20 protein-coding genes are annotated in these 23,605 nt (G+C 64.0%); 16 read left to right on the top strand and 4 right to left on the bottom strand.

Annotation, left to right across the window (positions count from 1 at the left end):
• Window positions 1–26: 26 nt before the first annotated feature.
• On the top strand, window positions 27–3,899 hold the full coding sequence (locus tag EB835_RS13045) for a DNA-directed RNA polymerase subunit beta' (RefSeq protein WP_135809899.1): 3,873 nt from the start codon (window positions 27–29) through the stop codon (window positions 3,897–3,899).
• Window positions 3,900–4,057: 158 nt separating this feature from the next.
• Here EB835_RS13045 and EB835_RS13040 read toward each other — a convergent pair whose 3' ends face one another.
• Entirely contained in the window at window positions 4,058–5,083 is a 1,026-nt protein-coding gene (locus EB835_RS13040) for an ATP-dependent 6-phosphofructokinase (protein WP_135809898.1), read from the bottom strand.
• Complete coding sequence (locus tag EB835_RS13035) at window positions 5,080–5,769, bottom strand: DUF1707 SHOCT-like domain-containing protein (protein ID WP_135809897.1); 690 nt, start codon at window positions 5,767–5,769, stop codon at window positions 5,080–5,082. The genes EB835_RS13040 and EB835_RS13035 overlap by 4 nt, the downstream gene beginning before the upstream one ends.
• A 147-nt stretch (window positions 5,770–5,916) precedes the next feature.
• Between EB835_RS13035 and EB835_RS13030 the strand changes: the two genes are divergently transcribed.
• The 5 genes from EB835_RS13030 (at window position 5,917) to EB835_RS13010 (ending at window position 12,061) form a co-directional block, all read left to right on the top strand.
• Window positions 5,917–7,197, top strand: coding sequence for a glycosyltransferase (locus EB835_RS13030; RefSeq protein WP_135809896.1), 1,281 nt, complete (start codon window positions 5,917–5,919; stop codon window positions 7,195–7,197).
• Window positions 7,190–9,208, top strand: a complete 2,019-nt coding sequence (locus EB835_RS13025; protein ID WP_168216728.1) for an ArnT family glycosyltransferase — start codon at window positions 7,190–7,192, stop codon at window positions 9,206–9,208. The genes EB835_RS13030 and EB835_RS13025 overlap by 8 nt, the downstream gene beginning before the upstream one ends.
• A 15-nt stretch (window positions 9,209–9,223) precedes the next feature.
• Window positions 9,224–9,940, top strand: coding sequence for a response regulator transcription factor (locus EB835_RS13020; protein ID WP_135809894.1), 717 nt, complete (start codon window positions 9,224–9,226; stop codon window positions 9,938–9,940).
• On the top strand, window positions 9,937–11,487 hold the full coding sequence (locus EB835_RS13015) for a sensor histidine kinase (RefSeq protein WP_135809893.1): 1,551 nt from the start codon (window positions 9,937–9,939) through the stop codon (window positions 11,485–11,487). Before EB835_RS13020 ends, EB835_RS13015 begins: the two co-directional genes overlap by 4 nt.
• Window positions 11,488–11,641: 154 nt before the next feature.
• Window positions 11,642–12,061: a hypothetical protein gene (locus EB835_RS13010; RefSeq protein WP_135809892.1), complete on the top strand. Its 420-nt coding sequence runs from the start codon at window positions 11,642–11,644 to the stop codon at window positions 12,059–12,061.
• A 211-nt stretch (window positions 12,062–12,272) separates the two neighbouring features.
• On the opposite strand, the gene katG is transcribed toward EB835_RS13010, so the two are convergent.
• Together katG and EB835_RS13000 are read right to left on the bottom strand one after the other, a co-directional pair.
• Window positions 12,273–14,480 carry a catalase/peroxidase HPI gene (gene katG / locus EB835_RS13005; protein ID WP_135809891.1) on the bottom strand — a complete coding sequence of 736 codons (2,208 nt, stop codon included), beginning with the start codon at window positions 14,478–14,480 and terminating at the stop codon, window positions 12,273–12,275.
• A gap of 121 nt (window positions 14,481–14,601) precedes the next feature.
• On the bottom strand, window positions 14,602–15,078 hold the full coding sequence (locus EB835_RS13000) for a Fur family transcriptional regulator (protein WP_135809890.1): 477 nt from the start codon (window positions 15,076–15,078) through the stop codon (window positions 14,602–14,604).
• Between the two features lie 532 nt (window positions 15,079–15,610).
• Between EB835_RS13000 and rpsL the strand changes: the two genes are divergently transcribed.
• The 10 genes from rpsL to rpsS all read left to right on the top strand — a co-directional run bounded on the left by rpsL (window position 15,611) and on the right by rpsS (window position 23,592).
• A complete protein-coding gene (gene rpsL / locus EB835_RS12995; RefSeq protein WP_025777935.1) occupies window positions 15,611–15,985 on the top strand; it encodes a 30S ribosomal protein S12 in 375 nt (124 codons plus the stop codon).
• Complete coding sequence (rpsG, locus tag EB835_RS12990) at window positions 15,985–16,455, top strand: 30S ribosomal protein S7 (protein WP_039206341.1); 471 nt, start codon at window positions 15,985–15,987, stop codon at window positions 16,453–16,455. Before rpsL ends, rpsG begins: the two co-directional genes overlap by 1 nt.
• Before the next feature lie 99 nt (window positions 16,456–16,554).
• Window positions 16,555–18,660 (top strand): elongation factor G, encoded by a 2,106-nt coding sequence (gene fusA, locus EB835_RS12985; protein ID WP_135809889.1) that lies wholly within the window; start codon window positions 16,555–16,557, stop codon window positions 18,658–18,660.
• A gap of 116 nt (window positions 18,661–18,776) precedes the next feature.
• On the top strand, window positions 18,777–19,970 hold the full coding sequence (gene tuf, locus EB835_RS12980; RefSeq protein WP_135809888.1) for an elongation factor Tu: 1,194 nt from the start codon (window positions 18,777–18,779) through the stop codon (window positions 19,968–19,970).
• Window positions 19,971–20,478: 508 nt separating this feature from the next.
• Window positions 20,479–20,787 (top strand): 30S ribosomal protein S10, encoded by a 309-nt coding sequence (rpsJ, locus tag EB835_RS12975; RefSeq protein ID WP_009379191.1) that lies wholly within the window; start codon window positions 20,479–20,481, stop codon window positions 20,785–20,787.
• Between the two features lie 11 nt (window positions 20,788–20,798).
• On the top strand, window positions 20,799–21,473 hold the full coding sequence (gene rplC, locus EB835_RS12970) for a 50S ribosomal protein L3 (protein WP_135809887.1): 675 nt from the start codon (window positions 20,799–20,801) through the stop codon (window positions 21,471–21,473).
• Between the two features lie 5 nt (window positions 21,474–21,478).
• On the top strand, window positions 21,479–22,132 hold the full coding sequence (gene rplD, locus EB835_RS12965) for a 50S ribosomal protein L4 (protein ID WP_135809886.1): 654 nt from the start codon (window positions 21,479–21,481) through the stop codon (window positions 22,130–22,132).
• On the top strand, window positions 22,129–22,428 hold the full coding sequence (rplW, locus tag EB835_RS12960; RefSeq protein ID WP_135809885.1) for a 50S ribosomal protein L23: 300 nt from the start codon (window positions 22,129–22,131) through the stop codon (window positions 22,426–22,428). Before rplD ends, rplW begins: the two co-directional genes overlap by 4 nt.
• A 30-nt stretch (window positions 22,429–22,458) precedes the next feature.
• Window positions 22,459–23,295 (top strand): 50S ribosomal protein L2, encoded by an 837-nt coding sequence (gene rplB, locus EB835_RS12955; RefSeq protein ID WP_135809884.1) that lies wholly within the window; start codon window positions 22,459–22,461, stop codon window positions 23,293–23,295.
• 15 nt (window positions 23,296–23,310) lie between these two features.
• Window positions 23,311–23,592: a 30S ribosomal protein S19 gene (gene rpsS / locus EB835_RS12950; RefSeq protein WP_025777927.1), complete on the top strand. Its 282-nt coding sequence runs from the start codon at window positions 23,311–23,313 to the stop codon at window positions 23,590–23,592.
• The last annotated feature ends 13 nt before the right edge of the window (window positions 23,593–23,605 follow it).

Below are 23,605 nucleotides of genomic sequence, written 5' to 3'. Positions count from 1 at the left end.
GTTCATCGCCAGGAAAGAGGATTTACGTGCCTGACGTCAATTTCTTTGATGAACTGCGCATCGGTCTTGCCACCACGGAGAACATCCGCGGCTGGTCACACGGTGAGGTGAAAAAGCCTGAGACCATCAACTACCGCACCCTGAAGCCGGAGAAGGACGGACTCTTCTGCGAGAAGATCTTCGGACCCACCCGTGACTGGGAGTGCGCCTGCGGAAAGTACAAGCGAGTCCGCTTCAAGGGCATCATCTGCGAACGCTGCGGCGTCGAGGTGACCCGTGCCAAGGTGCGTCGTGAGCGGATGGGCCACCTCGAGCTCGCCGCTCCCGTGACCCACATCTGGTACTTCAAGGGTGTGCCCTCACGCCTGGGCTACCTGCTGGACCTGGCTCCGAAGGACCTCGAGAAGGTCATCTACTTCGCGGCCTACATGATCACCTCGATCGACGAGGATTCCCGTCACCGCGATCTGCCCAGCCTGCAGAACAAGATCGACGTCGAGAAGCAGCAGATCGGCACCCGCCGTGACGCCGACATCGATCGTCGTGCCAAGAAGCTCGAAGAGGATCTCGCCGCGCTCGAGGCCGAAGGCGGAACCGCCCAGGCCAAGAAGAAGCTGCGCGATACCGCCGAGAAGGAAATGGACAAGCTGCGCAAGAACGCCGACCGCGAGGTCGACCGTATCGAGCAGGTGTGGGACCGGTTCAAGAACCTCAAGGTCAACGACCTCGAAGGTGACGAGAGCCTGTACCGCGAGATGTTCCACCGCTTCGGCCTGTACTTCACCGGTGCCATGGGTGCCGAAGCGATCCAGAAGCGCCTCATCGACTTCGACCTCGAAGGCGAAGCTGAGAAGCTGCGTGAGCTCATCGCCACCGGCAAGGGACAGCGTAAGACCCGTGCGCTCAAGCGCCTCAAGGTCGTCAACGCGTTCCTGACCACTGACAACAACCCCGAGGGCATGGTCCTCGACGTCGTCCCAGTGATCCCGCCGGAGCTGCGCCCGATGGTGCAGCTCGATGGCGGACGCTTCGCGACCTCGGATCTCAACGACCTCTACCGTCGCGTCATCAACCGCAACAACCGCCTCAAGCGTCTGCTCGACCTCGGCGCCCCCGAGATCATCGTCAACAACGAGAAGCGGATGCTGCAGGAAGCCGTGGACTCGCTGTTCGACAACGGACGTCGCGGACGTCCGGTGACCGGACCGGGCAACCGCCCGCTCAAGTCTCTGTCGGACATGCTCAAGGGCAAGCAGGGACGGTTCCGTCAGAACCTGCTCGGTAAGCGTGTGGACTACTCGGGCCGTTCGGTCATCGTCGTCGGTCCGCAGCTGCACCTGCACCAGTGCGGTCTGCCCAAGACCATGGCTCTGGAGCTGTTCAAGCCCTTCGTGATGAAGCGCCTGGTCGATCTCAACCACGCTCAGAACATCAAGTCGGCCAAGCGCATGGTCGAGCGTCAGCACCCGCAGGTGTGGGACGTCCTCGAAGAGGTCATCACTGAACACCCGGTTCTGCTCAACCGTGCACCGACCCTGCACCGTCTGGGCATCCAGGCGTTCGAGCCGCAGCTCATCGAGGGTAAGGCCATCCAGCTGCACCCGCTCGTCTGCTCGGCGTTCAACGCTGACTTCGACGGTGACCAGATGGCTGTGCATCTGCCGCTGAGCCCCGAGGCGCAGGCCGAGGCCCGCATCCTCATGCTCTCGGCCAACAACATCCTCAAGCCTTCGGACGGCAAACCGGTGACCATGCCTTCGCAGGATATGATCATCGGTCTGTACCACCTCACCTCCGAGCGCAAGGGACTGGCCGGCGACGGACGCGCGTTCTCCGGAATGGGCGAAGCCATCATGGCCTTCGACCGCGAAGAGCTCGACCTCGGTTCGCCGATCACCATCCGCCTGGAGAACGTCGTCCCCGGTGCGGACATGGAGCTTCCCGAAGGCTGGGAGGCCGGCGATCCGCTGGACGTGCAGACCACTCTGGGTCGCGCACAGTTCAACGAGTACCTGCCTGCCGACTACTCATTCGTGAACTCGACGATCGACAAGAAGGCTCTGAGCCGGATCGTCAACCACCTGGCCGAGGAGTACCCGAAGGTCGAGGTCGCACACACGCTGGACAACTTCAAGGCCGGCGGCTTCTACTGGGCCACCCGCTCCGGCATCACTATTGCGATGTCGGACGTCGTCTCACCCGAGGCGAAGACCGAGATCATCGACGATGCCGAAGCCATCGATACGAAGGTCCAGCAGCAGTACGAACTCGGTGCACTGACCGACGACGAGCGTCGTAACGAGCTCGTCAAGCTGTGGACCGAGACGACCGAGAAGGTCGACCAGATCATGCGCACGAACTTCCCCGAGGAGAACTCGGTGATGCGTCTGGTCGAGTCCGGTGCCTCCGGTAACTGGATGCAGGTGCGTCAGCTGGCCGGTATGCGTGGCCTGGTGACGAACCCGCAGGGTGAGATCATCCCGCGTCCGATCGTGTCGAACTACCGTGAGGGGCTCGCAGTGCTCGAGTACTTCATCGCCTCGCACGGTGCTCGTAAGGGTCTGGCCGATACCGCTCTGCGTACCGCTGACTCCGGTTACCTGACCCGTCGACTCGTCGACGTCTCGCAGGATGTCATCATCCGTGCGGCAGAAGCCGAGTCGAACAAGGGCATCACCCTGCCGATCGCCGAACGCGATCACGAGGGCAACCTGGTTCCGCACGAGTACGCCGAGACCAGTGTCTACGGTCGTCTCACCGTCTCCGATGTCACCGACGCCGAGGGCAATGTGCTCCTGCCGGGCAAGTCCGATGTCACCGGTGCTGTGGTGGACATGCTCGTGGCCAACGGCATCGAGGAGCTCAAGGTCCACTCCGTGCTGACCGCGGACTCCGACGCGCAGATCTCCGCCGAGCACTACGGTCGCTCGATGGCGACCGGTCAGCTCGTCGACATCGGCGAGGCCATCGGCACTGTCGCGGCCCAGTCGATCGGTGAGCCCGGCACCCAGCTGACGATGCGTACGTTCCACACCGGTGGTGCTGCCGCATCCTCGGGTGATATCACGCAGGGGCTGCCGCGTGTGACCGAGCTCTTCGAAGCTCGCACACCGAAGGGCTTCGCCCCCATCGCCGAGGCGACCGGACGGGCCAAGATCGACGACAGCCGCAAGACCCGCTTCGTCATCATCACCCCTGATGACGGCAGCGAAGAGATCGAGCACGCAGTATCCAAGCGTGCTCGTCTCATGGTCGAGGACGGCCAGCACGTCAATGCCGGCGAACAGCTCATCGTGGGTGCGGTCGATCCGAAGCAGGTGCTGCGGATCCGCGGTCGCCGCGAGGCCGAGCGCTTCCTCGTCGAGGAAGTCCAGAAGGTCTACCGTTCGCAGGGTGTGGGCATCCACGACAAGCACATCGAGGTCATCGTGCGGCAGATGCTGCGTCGCGTGACCGTGATCGAGTCGGGCGATACGAACCTCCTGCCCGGCGAGCTCGTCGACCGTGGCCGCTATCAGGCGGAGAACCGTCGGGTGGTCGCCGAAGGCGGCCAGCCGGCATCGGCTCGTGACGAACTGATGGGCATCACGAAGGCTTCGCTGGCCACCGAATCGTGGCTGTCGGCCGCGTCCTTCCAGGAGACCACCCGCGTCCTCACCGAGGCGGCCATGGAAGGCAAGTCGGATACGCTCATGGGACTCAAGGAGAACGTCATCCTCGGTAAGCTCATCCCTGCCGGCACCGGCCTGCAGACTCACCGCAATCTTGTGGTGGAGCCGACCGAAGAGGCCAAGGCCGAGATGTTCACGAACAGCTACGGCGACTTCTACGCGGGCATCGGTGCCGATTCCGGCTCCGCCATCCCGCTGGAGGACTACGACTACGGTGCGTTCAGCTGAGGCTGAGCGGCTGAAGAGCTGACAATCAGAAGGGGCACTCGCCGGAAGGCGGGTGCCCCTTCTGTATGGCCGCGGAGGCCGAGACAACGGGGGAGCGCCGAGACCACTGTGTCTGCACAGGTGTCTCGGCGCTCCCCCGTTGTCTCGGCAGGACTGCCCTAGCCGAAGAGCACCTGTGCCTCTTCCCAGCGGTGCAGCGGCACCGATTTGAGGCTGTGCACGGCGGAGGACATCTCGACGGAGACGATGTCCGTGCCTTTGAGGCTGGCCATCTTGCCCCAGTGGCCGTGCTGCGCGAGATCCGCTGCCGCCATCCCCAGCCGGGTCGACAGCACACGGTCGTACGCGGTGGGGGAGCCGCCTCGTTGCAGGTGCCCGAGGATGGTGGCCCGCGATTCGATTCCGGTGATCTCCTCGATCTTGGGTGCGAGGTAGTTCCCGATCCCGCCGAGGCGGACGCGGCCCTGATTGTCGAGGCCGTGGTCGGCGACCTGGGAGTCGAAGCCTTCGGGGACGAACCCTTCGGCAACGACGACGATCGGGGCGCGACCGCGTTCTCTGGCCGAGGTCACCCATTCGGCGATCTGATCGAAGGAGACAGGGAATTCGGGCATGAGGATCGCATGGGCACCGGCGGCCATGCCGGCGTGCAGAGCGATCCACCCGACATTGCGGCCCATGACCTCGATGACCATGCAGCGGTGGTGGGATTCGGCTGTGGTGCGCAGTCGGTCGATCGCCTCAGTGGCGATGGACTGAGCGGTGTCGAATCCGAAGGTGTAGTCGGTGTTGCCGAGGTCGTTGTCGATGGTCTTGGGCACGCCGACGATGTGCAGACCCTCCTCGTTGACCAGTCGCGAAGCCCCGGCGAGGGTGCCTTCGCCGCCGATCGCGATGAGCGAATCGATGCCGTGGGCGGCCATGACTTCGCGCATGCGGTCGGGACCGCCGTCCTCATAGGGGTGGGTGCGGGAGGTGCCGAGGATGGTGCCGCCGCGACCGGAGAGGCCACGCACATCGAGCATCGTCATATCGAACAGGTCATCCTCGAGGAGTCCTCGCCAACCATCGCGGATGCCGACGAACGAGGCTTTGTGAGTGCGGATTCCCTTGCGGACGATTCCGCGGATGACAGCGTTGAGGCCCGGGCAGTCTCCGCCCGATGTGAGTACACCGATCTTCATTCGAGTTGACCCTGATCCTTTGCTCGGTAGCCTTTGGCCAGCCGGACGTCATGTCCGGCCATGAGTGAGAAGCCTTTGAGGACGACGGTGCCGTTGGAACCGTCGCCCTGTGCAGAACGCCGGATCTCGTTCCCGGCCATGATGTTGATCGTCTCGTCGCGGACGTTCACACCCGGCGGGACGTAGATGTTGTTGCCGGCCCACATCGCATACGCGTTGACCACAACCGTCACCTCGGGTCCCATGACATCGCAGAGGTCGATATCGTCACCGCCGATGAGGGAATAGCTTGTGACCTCGGCCGTCCCGGGCCGGACATCGATCTGGCGTCCGGACATGATGGCCACGGAGCTCATCGGCGGGGCCGACCCCGGATCCGCGGCAGGACTGAGCTCTGCGGCACTGCGGCGCTGCAGCTGCGTACCGGGAGCGGTCGGTCCATTTCCCTGACCGACCTGCCGGGCGAACCTGCGGTGGAGTGCCGCACCTTCGGGAAGATCGTCGAGGAGAGGCAGCAGTTCGTCGATGAACTTCGCAGAGATGGCAGTGTCCTGGCGCTCAGCGGTCTCCTCAGCGTCGAGGCGACCGTTCGTCACCGCCTCGGTGATCACGGTGAGGACCTCGTCACGGTCCTTGTCGGAGGCACGTATCCGGCGCTGTGGGGGAGGGGAGTCATCATCGGCCATGGCCCCCAGTGTAGCGGGATTCACCTGCACAGACCGGTCGGCCCGGTGAGCCGGTCGGACAGGGCGGTGTGTCATGTCGTGCTGTCCACAGCCGGGCCACAGGTGCGACCGATGCTGGGCCTATGCGGGGACGCGAATGTGGACGCCATGAGATACGAGAGCAGCGCCGGGAACCGATCCTCGGCGCACCCAGGTTCCACGTCCCTCCGGACGACCACGACTGTCGACCTCGTCGTGCCGGTCTATGACGAGGAGGACACTCTGGCCTCCTCCATCGAGACCCTCCTCGCCTCCGGCACCGGTCGCAGTACCGAGGTCACGATCATCATCGCCGACAATGCGAGCAGCGATTCGACGCCGAGGATCGCCGCGGCTCTTGCTGCCGAACATCCGAATGTCGAATACGTGCGGCTCGAGGCGAAGGGGCGTGGCCGTGCACTGAGCCAGGTGTGGCAGTCCTCGACTGCGGATATCGTCGCCTATACGGATGTCGACCTCGCCACGGACATCCGCGTCCTCGAACCGATGGTCGAGGTGATCCGCTCCGGGCTGGCCGATTTGGCCATCGCCTCCCGCCTGCGGCCGGGACTCGCGGTCGAGCGAGGCATCAAGCGCGAGATCGTCTCCCGCTGCTACAACCGCCTGCTCAGGATCAGCCTCGGCGTCAGATTCAGCGACGCCCAATGCGCGTTCAAAGCGATGTCAGCGCGTGCGGCACAGGAACTTCTGCCACAGATCGAAGACACCGAATGGTTCTTCGACACGGAGCTGCTCACCCGCGCAGAATGGGCCGGATACCGCATCCACGAGTTCGGCACGGATTGGACGGACGATCCGGATTCCTCCGTCGACGTCATCAGCACGGCGTGGAAGGACATCAAAGGCATTGTCAGGCTGCGCAAGGACGACCGTGCCCACGTCTCGGCCGAACCTCCGGCACCGAACACAGGTGCTCAGATCCTCCACTTCATCGACGTCGGAATCATCAGCACCGTCCTCTACGCGATGATTCTCCTCTTCGGCTCCCAGATCGTCTCCGCCGTCACGGCGAACATCATCGCCCTGTTCCTGTCGACGGTGGCCAATACGGCGCTCAATCGCAGCCACACCTTCGGGGTGCGAGCCCCGCACCACCGACTGACCTCCCAGCTCAAAGGCTTGGCGGCCTTCGGTCTGTGCCTGGCCTTCACCTCGGCGGGGCTGGCCGTCGCCGACGGGTTCACCGGTCCGTGGGCGAGCGTCGGCACGCTCGGGGTGCTGACGCTCGCGAACCTCGCCGCCACTGTGGTCCGCTTCGTGCTCATGCGCACCTGGGTCTTCGCCCGGGGAACACGTCTGGGCGCGTCGAATGCTGACAGGCAGACGACGACGTCCGAATCCGGACGCAGCACCGACCACCTCCCGAAGGCAGGACCCGGCCATGACTGAAAGCCGCAAGTCAACGAGTCCGGACGGATCCCACACCGGCAGACTCCGCCGCAGTTGGTACCCGGCGGTGCTGACCACCCTCACCCTCGGCACGATCGCCGCCTTCCTCGCCGACCTCAGTGCCAACGGCTGGGCGAACTCCTTCTATGCGGCGGCCGTGCAGGCCGGCGCGGAGAACTGGGAGGCCTTCCTCTTCGGCTCCCTCGACTCGGCGAATGCGATCACCGTCGACAAACCGCCGGCCGCCCTGTGGCTGATGGCTCTGAGCGCCCGCGTCTTCGGGTTCTCGTCGTTCTCGATGCTTCTGCCCCAGGTCTTGCTGGCCGGAGTGAGCGTGCTGCTCATCGTCCATTCGGTACGGCTGAGCCTGCGTTCTCGCGTCGGACCGGGCATTGAGAAGGCTGCGGCGCTGGGGGCCGGTGGAATCTTCGCCGTCTCCCCGGTGGTGGCACTGATGTTCCGGTTCAACAACCCGGATGCCCTGCTCGTGGTCCTGATGATCGGCGCGGTCGTCGCGACGCAGCATGCACTGCGCGACCTGACCGAAAACCAGCCGCACCGCCATATCGCCGGTTGGCTCGTCCTTGCCGGAGTCTGCCTCGGCCTCGGGTTCCTGACCAAGGCGTTCCAGGTCCTGCTCATCGTCCCCGGCCTCGCCCTGGCCTGGATGTTCTTCGCCCGCACCTCCTGGCCGCGCCGCCTGCTGTGGCTGCTCGTGCCGGTCGGAGCGATGATCGTCAGCGCCGGCTGGTGGATCGCCCTCGTCGAACTCACCCCTGCAGGCTCCAGGCCCTACGTCGGCGGCTCCCAGTCGAACTCGTTCCTCGAGCTCACCTTCGGCTATAACGGCTTCGGACGTCTCACCGGCAACGAGACCGGGTCCGTCGGTGGGGGAGGCGGCGGAGGATGGGGCGAAACGGGCATCACCCGGCTGTTCACCGGCAGCTTCGGCCAGCAGGTGTCGTGGTTCCTGCCCACCGACCTGTTCCTCCTCGTCGTCACGATCGTTCTTCTCATCCTCGCCGAGGTGGCCCGCCGTCGCCGTGTCCCCACCGTCACGGGCGGTGACCGTGCGGTGCCCGCATCCGGGGCCTCCGATACGGCTGACTCATCCGGTGCGGGCAATTTCGGTGCGGGACTGTTCATGTGGAGTGCGTGGCTCGTCATCACCTGGCTCGTGCTGTCGAACATGAATGGGATCGTGCACGAGTACTACACGGTTGCGCTCGTTCCTGCCATCGCGGCCGTCATCGGTCTCGGCTGCGCGGTCCTGCTCGATCGGCCCGGATCCCTCCCGCGACTGCTGCTGGCGGTCGCGTGGGCCCTGACCGGGGCGTGGCAGTTCGTCCTCAGCTCACAGATGACCGGAATCCCGGGTGTCCTGTGCTGGGCTGTGCTCATCGTGGCGATCCTCGGTGCACTGGTTCTCATCATCACCGCACACCGCAGGCTCGGAACGGCGCTCGCCTCGGTGCTCATTGCGCTGGCCGTCCTCGGCAGCGCCGCGATTCCAGCTCAGCTGGCCGTGCGCACAATCGCCGGCACGACGCAGGGATCGATCGTCACGATCGCCGGCACGAGCTCGGGCATGGGCAGTGGGCCCGGCGGCGGAGGAATGCCAGGCGGCGGAGGCGGAATAGGCGGTCTGCTCAACGGCTCCGAACCCTCCGACGAGCTCACAGAGCTGCTCGGACAGGACGCCTCGGACTACACGTGGGTGGCCGCGACGACCGGGGCGAACCAGGCTGCCGGATACCAACTGGGCCTTGACGAGCCCGTCATGGCGATCGGAGGGTTCAACGGCACCGATCCTTCGCCGAGCCTCGCACAGTTCAAACAGCTCGTGGCTGACGGCAAGATCCACTACTACATCGGATCGGGCTCCAGCGGACAGGGCCCCGGCGGTGCAGACTCGGACTCGTCGTCGTCTCAGATCGCAGCCTGGGTCGAGGCGAACTGCGAGGCGACCACCGTCGACTCCGTTTCGCTCTACGATCTCAGCGCCGGATGAGAGGATAATCGACCTATGAACCCGACAGCGAATCCGCCGGCGCGCATCCTCATCGTCGACGACGAGGCGAACCTCTCCGAACTCCTCGTCATGGCCTGTCACGTCAGAGGGTGGGAGGCCGAAGGGGTCGGCACGGGCCGTGATGCCGTCGCGCTGGCCAGGAGTCAGCGCTTCGACGTGATCGTCCTCGACGTCATGCTGCCCGACCTCGACGGGTTCGCCGTGATCGAGAAGATCCGCAGGGAGGGAATCGACACTCCGGTGGTCTTCCTCTCTGCCCGCGACGAGGTCGACGACCGGCTGACGGGCCTGCGGCTGGGCGGGGACGACTATGTGACGAAGCCGTTCAACCTCGATGAGGTCATCGCCCGCATCGAGGTGCGTCTGCGCCGTGGGGCATCGGCCGGTCCGGTCGACGAAGACGATGTTCTGCGCGTGGGCGATCTCGAACTCGACGAACGCTCTCACGAGGTCAACCGCGCCGGACAGCCGATCGAACTCACCGCCCGCGAATACGAGGTGCTGCTGCTGTTCATGCGCAACCCGCGAGCGGTGCTGTCGGAATCCCAGATCCTCGACCGAGTGTGGGACTACGACTTCGGCGGCAACGGCAACATCGTCGAACTCTACGTCTCCTACCTGCGGAAGAAGATCGACACTCCATTCCCGGACCTGCCGAACCTCTTCCACACCAAGCGCGGAGCCGGATACATCCTGCGAGCGCAGCAGTGACACTGCGCCGGTGGCGACTGCAGACGAGGCTCATCGTCCTCGCCGGCCTCGTCCTCCTCCTCGTCGGGGCCGGGATCGGAACCGCCTCTTGGCTGAGCGTACGCAGCTCGCTGATGTCCGACCTCGATGCACGGCTGACGTCGATGACGTCGCATGCGCGTTCGGGCGACGGACCCGGCGCGGGCCCCGTGTCGACCGGGAACCCGGGAACCTCGGGTGGGGGTGACGAACCGTCGGCGGCGGTCGATTCGGCTCTGCGCTACCTCTTCCAGCCGGGGGTCGGCGACGGTGCCCTCGTCGCCGTCGACTCCGGCGATGGGGGAGAAGGACTCATCGCCGAGGCGGGGCTGACCCGCCCGCGGGCCCTGTCCCCGGCGGCGATCGACGCACTGCTCGACGTCGAACACGGCGGGGGTGAGTCCGGCGGCGATGCGTCCGCCCACGAGTCCGTGCGAGTGCCCGGGTTCGGTGCCTACCGTGTCGTCGCTTTCGACGACGGCGGAACCACCACCGTGTATGGCGTTCCACAGGGCAGCGTCGACGGTGCCCTCGAACGCACCGCCTGGACCACCGCGTCTGTGGTCATCATCGGCGTCATCGCCACGGCCGCGCTCATGGCCGTGATCATCCACCGTCAGCTGCGTGACCTGCGTGAGGTCGCCCGCACCGCGAGGGAAGTCACCGATCTCGAGCTCAGCGCCGGCGAACCCGAGCTCGCGCTCCGGGTCCCCGCCGAACTCGCAGAGCCAGGCACGGAGGTCGGCGACGTAGGCGCCTCGGTCAACAGGATGCTCGACCATGTCGGCTCCGCCCTCGAGGAGCGTTATCGGGGCACGGAGCAGATGCGCCGCTTCGACGCCGATGCCTCCCATGAGCTGCGCACCCCGATCGCGACGATCCGCGGCTGGGCCGACCTCACCCGCCCGTACCGCGACGATCTGCCCGCCGAGGTGACCACCTCCTTGGGCAAGATCGATTCCGGAGCGATGCGGATGTCCTCCCTGGTCGATGACCTCCTCCTCCTCGCACGACTCGAAGCCGGCCGCCAGCCGACGAGTGAGGACACCGTTGACGTCTCCTCTCTGCTCGTCGAGCTCGTCGAGGACGCCCATGTGGTCAATCCCGATCACTCGATCTCACTTGATGTCCCTCCGGAGGCTCTCGAAGTGCGCGGCGAGGTCGACCAGGTGCGCCGGGTCGTGTCGATCGTGCTCACGAATGCCTGCGTGCACACGCCCCCGGGCACCAGGGCGCACGTCGAGGCGCAGGTGACGCGCAAGCCGGTCTCGGGGCAGCTGCCCAGCGATATCGTGGCGATCCGCATCAGCGACGACGGGCAGGGCATTCCGCCTGATATCCGCGACAGGGTCTTCGACCGCTTCGTCCGCGGGGACGCCTCGCGGGCGCGGCAGGACGGAGTCAAGGGAGGTTCCTCGGGCCTGGGGCTGGCGATCGCATCCGGCCTCGTCGACCTCATGCACGGCAGCATCGCGATGTCGAGCACGGACGCGGGCACGACCTTCGAACTCCGACTGCCCGCCGTCTGAGCAGAATCGCACAGGTTGACCACAGGTACCGCTGGGAAGGGCTACAGCGCGGGGTCTGAGAGTGGAGTCATCGATAATCAGAGGAGATCCCATGACCGAAAACTAGAACCCCAACGAGAACCTCAACCAGGTCACGCAGTTCGGAAGCACCGCAATGCCGCGAAAGCAGAAGCGTCGCGTCCCGCTGGTTCCCACAGTGCTCGCCGGTTCGGCACTGTTCGTCGTCGGTGGACTCGCTGGGGGAGCGATCGGAGCATCAGCGGCCGATGCGTCGAACGATTCAGGTACGAGTCAGGGTCCGGGTGGCCAGAACGGGCCGGGAGGAATGGGCAGCCAGGAGGGCGGCGGAATGCCTGGCGGGCAGTCGGACGGCGGCGATATGTCCGGTGGCCGATCCAACGGCATGCCGGGCAATCAGAACGGCTCCAGCTCGGACGGAAGCTCCGCTGGTGGTACGAACTCGAGCGAAGACAGCGCCTCGGCGAGCACCGATGACACGACGATCGACAACGCCGCCGTCATGCACTTCGAGCAGATCTTCTCCGGATTCGCCGTCCTCAATCGGGACGAGTGAGACCCCGCTCGCATCCCTGCCGTGCCGGTTCGGACGGGCCTGCCTGGGCCATCGTCGTCCGTGACCTCATTGCCGGCGACAGCACCGCGGTGATGCGAAACCGTCGCAGTGCCTACCGCATTCCGGACACGACGATGCCCCCACCGAAACCGGTGGGGGCATCGTGCTGTCAGCCTGAGAACTCTTCAGATCTCAGAGCTCATCACGCGGTTCAGCGCTGGAGATCGTAGCGATCGGCTTCGACCAGTTTGGTCCAGACCTTGACGAAGTCGGCAACGAACTTGGCCGCGGCATCATCGGAGCCGTAGACCTCGGCGATGGCACGCAGTTCGGAGTTCGCGCCGAAGAGCAGGTCGACGCGGCTGCCGGTCCACAGCTTCTCACCTGCGGGCGAGAAGCATTCGTATTCTTCGGCAGTCTCGGAGTCGCCGACCGGCTTCCACGCGTTGCCGAGCTCGAGGAGGTTGACGAAGAAGTCGTTCGTCAGCTCTCCCGGACGATCGGTGAAGACACCGAGCTCGGAGTCTCCGTAGTTGACGCCGAGGACGCGCAGCCCGCCGATGAGCACGGTCAGCTCCGGCGGGGTCAGCCCGAGCAGGCTGGCCTTGTCCAGCAGCAGGTACTCGGCCTTGAGCGGAAGGCCCTCGGTGAGATAGTTGCGGAAGCCGTCGTGGGTCGGCTCGAGGAATCCGAAGGAATGGACATCCGTCTGCTCCTGGGTGGCATCCCCACGTCCGGTGGACACCGGCACGGTGACCTCATGTCCGGCCGCCTTCGCTGCGGTTTCGACTCCGACGGCACCGGCGATGGCCAGCACATCAGCGAACGAAGCGCCGGTCGACTCGGCGATGCCTTCGAGGACGGGCAGCACCTGCGCCAACTTGGCCGGTTCATTGGCGTCCCAGCTGCGCTGCGGTTCGAGGCGGAGACGTCCGCCGTTGATGCCGCCGCGCATATCCGAGACACGGTGCGATGAGGCGGCTGCCCAGGCGGTCGAGACCAGCTGGGACACCGTCAGACCCGAATCGGCGACTGCAGCCTTGACGGCGGCGAGCCCGGCTTCGTCGAGCGCAGTGCCCGCGGGAACAGGGTCCTGCCAGATGAGTTCTTCGGTGGGAGCCTCGGGCCCGAGATAGCGAGTGGCCGGTCCCATGTCGCGGTGGGTGAGCTTGAACCAAGCGCGAGCAAAGGCGTCCTCGAATGCCTTCTGGTCATCCTTGAAGCGGCGCGAGATCTCTCCGTAGATCGGGTCGAAACGCAACGCCAGGTCGGTCGTGAGCATGCGGGGCTCCCGACGTCCCGTGCCCTGGGCCATCGGCACCATGTCGTCGCCGCCGCCGTCGATGGGGCGCCACTGGAGGTGACCGCCCTCGTTCTCGAAGACCTCCCACTCGTAGGCGAAGAGGATGTGGAAGAACTCGTTGTCCCAGCGCGTGGGATGGTAGGTCCAGGTGACCTCGATGCCGCTTCCGACGGTGTCGTTGCCCTGACCGGACCCGAAGTCGCTGCGCCAGCCCAGGCCCTGCTCTTCGAGGGGAGCTGCCTCGGGGTCGGCCGCCTTGTGGGACTCGGGAGCCGCACCGTGGGTCTTTCCGAAGGTGTGGCCGCCGGCGATGAGAGCGACGGTCTCCTCATCGTTCATCGCCATCCGGCCGAAAGTCTCGCGGATCTCGACCGCCGACTTCAGCGGATCGGGCTCGCCCTCGGGGCCTTCGGGGTTGACGTAGATGAGGCCCATGGTGGTCGCAGCCAGCGGCTTCTGCAGCTCACCGTTGCCGACATAGCGCTTGTCGGTGCCCAGCCACTCGTTCTCCGACCCCCAGTACACGTCGTTGTCGGGCTCCCACACGTCGGTGCGACCGCCGGCGAAGCCGAAGGGTTCGAATCCCATCTGCTCGAGGGCGACATTGCCGGCCAGGATGAACAGGTCGGCCCAGGAGATCTTCTTGCCGTACCTCTTCTTCACCGGCCACAGGAGGCGACGGGCCTTGTCCAGCAGGACGTTGTCGGGCCACGAGTTCAGGGGAGCGAAGCGCTGCTGGCCCTCTCCGCCTCCGCCGCGTCCGTCCTGGACGCGGTAGGTGCCGGCCGAGTGCCAGGCCATACGGATCATGAAGGGGCCGTAGTTGCCGAAGTCAGCAGACCACCACTCCTGGTTCTCCTTCTGCAGCGCTTCGATATCGGCCTTGAGCGCGAAGTAGTCGAGGCTGTTGAACTCCGCTTCGTAGTCGAAATCCAGATCCATGGGGTCGCGAGCCGGCTGGCCCTTGGCGAGGATCTTGAGGTTGAGGCGATTGGGCCACCACTGAGCATTGGCATCGCCCTGGACGGGGTTGACCAGCTGGCCGGAATCCGGCGCCGTCGCCGGCTCCGTGGTGGTGTGGCCGACTGGGCAGCCGCCGGTGGTCGGGTTGGTCATTGTGTTCCTTTCACAGTCGAGCCGCTGTCGACGACTCGGATGACGGGATGGGCCACCCTCGCTAAAAGGGCATAGTCATGTCCTCGCGAGAAGACGGATGGTGTTGAACGGCAGTCGGGAATCACACGACCGATGGCTGGCTGTCGCCGGCCGCCTGTACACCGACATGAGCACAGTCGGGGCACAGGCCCCAGAACGTCACTTCGGCCTGTTCGATGACGAAGCCGGCATCGTGGGACGGAGTCAGGCACGGGGCTTGCCCGATCGTGCAGTCGACATCGACGATGAGATTGCACGATCGGCACACCAGATGGTGATGATTGTCCCCGATCCGACGCTCGTACCGAGCCACGGAGCCCGAAGGCTGGATGCAGCGGACGAGCCCTACCTCGGTGAGTGTGTGCAGCGAGTCATAGACGGCCTGGTGGGAGACCGCCGGCAGCGACTCGCGGACGGAGCGGATGACGGTTTCGGTATCCGCATGCGGGTGGTCCCGCACGGCGTCGAGGACTGCGATCCGCTGTTTCGTCACGCGCAGCGACGTCTGCCGCAGAGCCGCGGCAGCGTCTTCGTCGTGTTCATACTTCGTCCCGTTCACAGCACCAGAATGCCTGGTTCTTTTGAATCAGTCAAGGAAAGGTTCGCGGACCCTCGCCGAGGCGGCCGACCCGATCGCATTGAAGCGGGGCTGATCCGTGAGGTTGGTTCGCGTACGGTTGAGCAGAGTGTTTCCGGCCCGTGATTTCAGGTGATGGGGCGTCCACGTGATTTCAGCAGCGGGGCGAGGTAGGATCGTTGATTGCCATTTTGACCAGACGTGCTCGAGAGAGATATTCTGGTAGGCGACTGATTGTGTTAACTGCGTCGTCGATTGATCCTGCCGGGTGTTCTGTGAGGCCCGGAACCTCTGAGAGAAGTCGTCGCTGCAGGCCGCCGAGAAGTCGTCTCTGCGCTTCCGTGTCCTTGCGACACACCCGGGCGCAGGGGTCGATGACTCGCGTGGTTACTGGCATCGGGAGCCAAGCTTCACCCGGTGTCCGGTCGGATATGTCCCACGGTTCATAGAGGCGACTGCGGTCGTGGCCGAAATTGGGAATTAGGTCTATCGAGAAGCAAATGGAGAACGCTTAGTGCCGACAATCCAACAGCTCGTCCGCAAGGGACGGCATGTCAATACAGCAGGATCGGACGCTCCTGCCCTCAAGGGCAGCCCGCAGCGTCGCGGAGTGTGCACCCGCGTGTACACCACTACCCCCAAGAAGCCGAACTCGGCTCTTCGCAAGGTCGCTCGTGTCAAGCTTTCGAGCCAGATCGAGGTGACCGCCTACATCCCGGGCGAGGGACACAACCTGCAGGAGCACTCGATTGTGCTCGTGCGTGGTGGCCGCGTCAAGGATCTGCCCGGTGTTCGCTACCGGATCGTCCGCGGTTCGCTCGACACCCAGGGCGTCAAGGGTCGCCAGCAGGCCCGCAGCAAGTACGGTGCGAAGAGGGAGAAGAAGTAATGCCACGTAAAGGTCCTGCACCCAAGCGACCGATCGTCGTTGACCCGGTCTTCAGCTCACCGCTCGTCACGCAGCTGATCAACAAGATCCTGCTCGACGGCAAGCGCTCGACCGCCGAGCGGATCGTCTACGGTGCCCTCGAAGGCACTCGTGAGAAGAACGGCAACGATCCCGTTGTCAACCTGAAGAAGGCTCTCGACAACATCCGTCCGTCCCTCGAAGTCCGCTCCCGCCGTGTCGGCGGTGCGACCTACCAGGTGCCGATTGATGTTCGTCCGGCTCGTTCGACCACCCTGGCTCTGCGGTGGCTCGTGGGATACTCCCGCCAGCGTCGTGAGAAGACCATGACCGAACGACTCATGAATGAGATCCTCGATGCCGGCAACGGCCTCGGTGCAGCAGTCAAGCGCCGCGAGGACACTCACAAGATGGCCGAGTCCAACAAGGCCTTCGCCCACTACCGCTGGTAATCGCCTGCCCTGGCCTCTGGCCGGCGGAACTCGTGCGCGAGTTCTGCCGACCGGCAGTCCGGGGGAGTCGAGCAAATCATCGATTGAGAGAGAGACACCGTGGCACTTGACGTGCTCAGCGACCTGAACAAGGTCCGTAATATCGGCATCATGGCCCACATCGATGCCGGTAAGACAACGACGACCGAACGCATCCTCTTCTACACCGGCGTCAACTACAAGATGGGCGAGACCCACGACGGCGCCGGCACCATGGACTGGATGGACCAGGAGAAGGAGCGCGGCATCACGATCACGTCCGCCGCGACGACCTGCTACTGGCACGACAACCAGATCAACATCATCGACACCCCCGGCCACGTCGACTTCACGGTCGAGGTCGAGCGCTCCCTGCGCGTCCTCGATGGTGCCGTTGCTGTGTTCGACGGCAAGGAGGGCGTTGAGCCCCAGTCCGAGACCGTGTGGCGTCAGGCCGACAAGTACGACGTTCCGCGCGTGTGCTTCGTCAACAAGATGGACAAGCTCGGTGCCGACTTCTACTTCACCGTCGACACCATCAAGGAGCGCCTCGGCGCGAAGCCGCTGGTCATCCAGCTGCCGATCGGTGCCGAAAGCGAATTCGCCGGTGTCGTCGACCTGCTTGAGATGAAGGCCTACACCTGGCCCGACGAATCCAAGATGGGCCAGGACATGACCGAGATCGAGATCCCCGATGATCTCAAGGAGAAGGCTGTTCAGTACCGTGCGCAGCTCGTCGAGGACGTCGCCGAGAGCTCGGAAGAGCTCATGGAGAAGTACCTCGAAGGCGAAGAGCTCACGACCGCCGACGTCAAGGCCGGTATCCGTGAGCTCGTCATCAAGTCCGAGGCCTTCCCGGTCATGTGCGGTTCTGCGTACAAGAACAAGGGTGTGCAGCCCATGCTCAACGCGGTCATCGACTACCTCCCCTCGCCGCTCGATGTGCCTCCGATGATCGGACACAGCCCGAGCAACGACGAAGAGGAACTGACCCGCAAGCCTTCGACGGACGAGCCGTTCTCGGCTCTGGCCTTCAAGGTCGCCTCTCACCCGTTCTTCGGATCGCTGACCTACGTGCGTGTGTACTCCGGTCATGTGAAGTCCGGTGAACAGGTGCTCAACACGACCTCGGGCAAGAAGGAACGCGTCGGCAAGCTCTTCCAGATGCACTCCAACAAGGAGAACCCTGTCGAAGAGGCATTCGCCGGCCACATCTACGCCTTCATCGGTCTCAAGGAGACCACGACTGGCGATACCCTCAGCGACCCCGCGAACCCGATCGCTCTCGAATCGATGACCTTCCCGGAGCCTGTGATCTCCGTTGCCATCGAGCCGAAGACGAAGAGCGACCAGGAGAAGCTGTCCACGGCTATCCAGAAGTTCGTCAAGGAAGACCCGACGTACCAGGTCGAACTTGACGAGGAGACCGGCCAGACCGTCATCCGCGGAATGGGCGAGCTCCACCTCGACATCCTCGTCGACCGCATGCGTCGCGAGTTCAAGGTCGAGGCGAACGTCGGCAAGCCGCAGGTCGCTTACCGTGAGACCATCCGTCGCACTGTCGACAAGTACGACTACACCCACAAGAAGCAGACGGGTGGATCGGGACAGTTCGCGAAGGTCCAGGTCACCTTCGAGCCTCTCGAGGTCGAAGGCGATACGATTTACGAGTTCGAGAATGCCATCACGGGCGGACGCGTTCCGCGCGAGTACATTCCGAGCGTCGATGCCGGCATCCAGGACGCCATGCAGCTCGGTGCCCTTGCCGGTTACCCGATGGTCGGTGTCAAGGCCACTCTGGTCGACGGCGCCTACCATGATGTCGACTCTTCGGAGATGGCATTCAAGATCGCCGGTTCGATGGTCTTCAAGGAGGCCGTCCAGCGGGCGAACCCGGTTCTGCTCGAACCGGTCATGGACGTCGAGGTGCGTACCCCTGAGGAATACATGGGTGACGTCATCGGCGACCTGAATTCCCGGCGTGGACAGATTCAGTCGATGGACGATGCTTCCGGTGTGAAGGTCGTCAAGGCTGTGGTCCCGCTCTCGGAGATGTTCGGTTACATCGGTGATCTGCGGTCGAAGACCCAGGGCCGTGCGGTGTACACGATGACTTTCTCCAGCTATGCGGAGGTCCCGAAGGCTGTTGCCGAGGAGATCGTCCAGAAGGTGCGCGGCGGAGAGTAATCTCCGAATTCCGGTCGCCCCGGTGATCAAGAACATGGTCGCCGGAATGAAAGATAATCAACAGAAGGTCTAAGATATGAACCGCATATCTTTTGACAACCACGAGGAGGAACCCAGTGGCAAAGGCTAGTTTCGAACGGAATAAGCCGCACGTCAACATCGGCACCATCGGCCACGTTGACCATGGAAAGACCACCCTGACCGCCGCGATCACCAAGGTCCTGGCGGATCAGTACCCGGATCTCAACGAGGCTCGCGCCTTCGACCAGGTCGACAACGCACCTGAGGAGAAGGAGCGCGGCATCACCATCAACGTCTCGCACGTTGAGTACCAGACGGAGAAGCGTCACTACGCTCACGTCGATGCCCCGGGCCACGCCGACTATGTCAAGAACATGATCACCGGTGCCGCTCAGATGGACGGTGCGATCCTCGTCGTCGCCGCCACCGACGGTCCGATGCCCCAGACCCGTGAGCACGTGCTGCTCGCGCGTCAGGTCGGCGTCCCCTACATCGTGTGCGCGCTGAACAAGTCCGACATGGTCGATGACGAGGAGCTCCTCGAGCTCGTCGAATTCGAGGTCCGCGACCTGCTCTCGAGCCAGGACTTCGACGGCGACAACGCCCCGGTCATCCCGGTCTCCGCTCTCAAGGCGCTGGAAGGCGACGAGAAGTGGGTCAAGAGCGTCCAGGATCTGATGGCTGCTGTCGATGACAACGTTCCGGAGCCGGAGCGCGACGTCGACAAGCCGTTCCTCATGCCCGTCGAGGACGTCTTCACGATCACCGGTCGTGGAACCGTCGTCACCGGTCGTGTCGAGCGCGGCGTGCTCCTGCCGAACGACGAAATCGAAATCGTCGGCATCAAGGAGAAGTCGTCCAAGACGACCGTCACCGCCATCGAGATGTTCCGCAAGACCCTGCCGGACGCCCGTGCAGGTGAGAACGTCGGTCTGCTGCTGCGCGGCACCAAGCGTGAGGACGTGGAGCGCGGTCAGGTCATCGTGAAGCCGGGTTCGATCACCCCGCACACCAAGTTCGAAGCCCAGGTCTACATCCTGAGCAAGGACGAGGGCGGACGTCACAACCCGTTCTACTCGAACTACCGTCCGCAGTTCTACTTCCGGACCACGGACGTCACCGGCGTCATCACGCTGCCCGAGGGCACCGAGATGGTCATGCCCGGCGACAACACCGATATGTCGGTCGAGCTCATCCAGCCGATCGCCATGGAGGACGGCCTCCGCTTCGCTATCCGCGAGGGCGGCCGCACCGTCGGCGCCGGTCGAGTCACCAAGATCAACGCCTGATCTGACTTACTGAGCACCACCAGGCAAGGGCCGCAGTTCTTCGGAACTGCGGCCCTTGTCGCATGTCCGGACTCCGCGCGTGGATGTCCGGTCGGAGGCTGCGACTGGGGGACTCGAAGGTTGCCAGGTGCCAGATGCGTACAGATCGAGGACACCTGAACATTGAGAGTTCCCTCACAGGCACGGTTCACGGAATTGCGCGGGTTCAGTGCTATGTGACAAGATAGTGAGGTTGCGTTTTGGGCGTTGACCCCTGCACTGCGGTAGTGATACCGCGAACTGCCCGAAACACTATCGGATCGATGAATCTGCGCCACGCGGGTTCGGACCGAGCAGCCAATGAGTAGAAGCGCCGTCGGTGCTTGGGGGAGAAGTGAGAAATTCTCCGCCAGGATCAGCCGACACGCCCGACCTCGGGGGTCGGTCATGGTCAGCCGGCACAGACCGCAGACATCTCTGATGCTCTGCAGGTTGATGGCCGGAAGTTACTGAAGAAAGAGACGACGCCATGGCGGGACAGAAGATCCGCATTCGGCTCAAGTCGTACGACCACGCTGTGATTGACAGTGCCGCACGCAAGATCGTGGACACCGTCACTCGCGCAGGTGCGACTGTTGTGGGCCCCGTGCCGTTGCCGACGGAGAAGAACGTGTACTGCGTCATCCGTTCGCCGCACAAATACAAGGACAGCCGTGAGCATTTCGAAATGCGCACGCACAAGCGTCTGATCGACATCGTCGACCCGACGCCGAAGGCAGTTGACTCGCTGATGCGTCTCGACCTCGCTGACGACGTCAACATCGAGATCAAGCTCTAAGGGAGGCAGCAATGGCGAACACTCGTTCATCCGCTCTCCCGACCACCCGCAAGGTCAAGGGCCTTCTGGGAACCAAGCTGGGCATGACCCAGGTCTGGGATGAGCAGAACAACCTCGTTCCGGTGACCGTTGTGGCCACCGGGAACAACGTCGTAACTCAGGTCCGCAACGAGGAAACCGATGGTTACCCCGCTGTGCAGATCGCGTTCGGCGAGATCGATCCTCGCAAGGTCAACAAGCCGACTGCAGGCCACTTCGAGAAGGCCGGTGTGACCCCACGCCGTCACCTCGTCGAACTGCGCACTGCAGATGCTGCTGACTACGAGCTCGGCCAGGAACTCGGTGTCGACACGTTCGAAGCCGGACTCAAGGTCGACGTGACCGCTAAGACCAAGGGCAAGGGAACCGCCGGCGTCATGAAGCGTCACGGCTTCGCCGGTGTCGGTGCCTCCCACGGTCAGCACCGCAACCACCGCAAGCCAGGTTCGATCGGCGGAGCCGCGACACCTGGTCGCGTGTTCAAGGGTATGCGCATGGCCGGCCGTATGGGCGCTGTCAAGCACACCACCCAGAACCTCACGATCCACGCCGTGGACAACGAGAACCACTTCCTGCTCATCAAGGGCGCCGTTCCCGGCCCCAAGGGTGGAGTCGTCCTCGTTCGCTCGGCCGTGAAGGAGGCCTGAACGTAATGACTGATGTCAAGACAGTCGACGTCATCGACGCCGCTGGTGCGAAGGCCGGCTCAGTTGATCTGCCCGCCGAGGTCTTCGGCGTGCCGACCAACGTGCCCCTGATCCACCAGGTCGTCGTCGCACAGCTGGCTGCGGCCCGCCAGGGCACGCACAAGACGAAGACCCGCTCCGAAGTTCGCGGTGGCGGTCGCAAGCCCTACCGTCAGAAGGGAACCGGCAACGCCCGTCAGGGTTCGATCCGCGCTCCTCAGTACAACGGTGGCGGAATCGTGCACGGACCGGTCCCGCGTGACTACTCGCAGCGGACCCCCAAGAAGATGAAGGCCGCCGCTCTGCGTGGTGCTCTGTCTGATCGTGCACGCCTCGACCAGGTCTTCGTGATGAAGAACCTGGTCACCGGCGATGCCCCGTCGACCAAGCAGGCGAAGGCCGCACTGGCCGGCCTGTCCGAGCGCAAGAACACTCTCGTGGTGCTCGAGCGCGACGACGAGCTCAATTACCTGAGCGTGCGCAACCTGCCTCACGTCCACGTGCTCACCTCCGATCAGCTCAACACCTATGATGTGCTGCTCGCCGATGACATCGTGTTCACCGAGGCGGCTCTGGCCGCGTTCCTGAGCGGAAACCGCAAATCGGAGGACGCATCATGAGTCTGAACTTCAAGGACCCGCGCGACATCATCGTCGCACCGGTCGTCTCGGAGAAGACCTACAGCCTGATGGACGAAGGCAAGTACACCTTCCTCGTCGACCAGGACTCGAACAAATCCGAGATCAAGCAAGCCATTGAAACGATCTTCGATGTGCAGGTCGCAAAGGTCAACACCCTGAATCGTCAGGGCAAGCGCCGCCGCACCCGCACCGGTTGGGGGAAGCGCAAGGACACCAAGCGTGCCATCGTTGCCCTCAAGGACGGATCGATCGACATCTTCGGTGGATCGCTCTAAGCGATCCTTCGTCAAAGAAGGACAAGACTCATGGGAATCCGTAAGCACAAGCCGACGACCCCGGGCCGCCGTGGCTCGTCGGTCGCCGACTTCGTCGAAGTGACCCGGTCTACACCGGAGAAGTCGCTTCTGCGCCCGCTGCCCAAGCGCGGCGGCCGCAACAGTCAGGGACGCGTGACCACCCGCCACCAGGGCGGCGGTCACAAGCGTCAGTACCGTGTCATCGACTTCCGCCGCCATGACAAAGATGGCGTTCCGGCGAAGGTCGCACACATCGAATATGACCCGAACCGTACGGCTCGCATCGCTCTGCTGCACTATGCAGACGGAGAGAAGCGCTACATCATCGCCCCGCAGAACCTCAAGCAGGGCGCACAGGTGGAAGCCGGTTCGGGTGCAGACATCAAGCCGGGCAACAATCTTGCCCTGCGCAACATCCCGGTGGGCACCGTTGTGCACGCAGTTGAAATGCGTCCCGGCGGCGGTGCCAAGATCGCTCGTTCTGCAGGTTCGTCCGTGCAGCTCGTGGCGAAGTACGGCCGTTTCGCTCAGCTGCGGATGCCTTCGGGCGAAATCCGCAATGTGGATGCGCGCTGCCGTGCGACGATCGGCGAGGTCGGCAATGCCGAGCAGTCGAACATCAGCTGGGGCAAAGCAGGCCGCATGCGTTGGAAGGGCAAGCGCCCCTCCGTCCGCGGTGTCGTGATGAACCCGATCGACCACCCGCATGGTGGTGGCGAGGGCCGTACTTCGGGTGGTCGTCACCCAGTCAGCCCGTGGGGTCAGTTGGAGGGCCGCACACGCCGGCCGAACAAGGAGAGCGACAAGTACATCGTGCGCCGTCGCCGGACCGGCAAGAAGCGCTGATTGGAGTACTGACTTATGCCTCGTAGCCTCAAAAAGGGTCCTTTCGTCGACGAACACCTCTTCCAGAAGGTGGCTCGTCAGAACGAGAAGAACACCAAAAATGTCATCAAAACATGGTCTCGTCGCTCGATGATCATCCCGGACTTCCTGGGACACACCATCGCAGTACATGACGGACGCAAGCATGTCCCCGTCTTCATCACTGAGTCGATGGTCGGACACAAGCTCGGCGAGTTCGCACCGACACGGACGTTCCGTGGCCACGAAAAGGACGATCGCAAGGGGCGCCGCCGCTGAGGCGGGGCACTCT

The organism is Brevibacterium sp. S22 (assembly GCF_004745485.1).
Lineage (GTDB): Bacteria > Actinomycetota > Actinomycetes > Actinomycetales > Brevibacteriaceae > Brevibacterium.
Note: the sequence above shows the minus strand (reverse complement) of the source record. Positions and strands in the feature narration are given on the sequence as shown.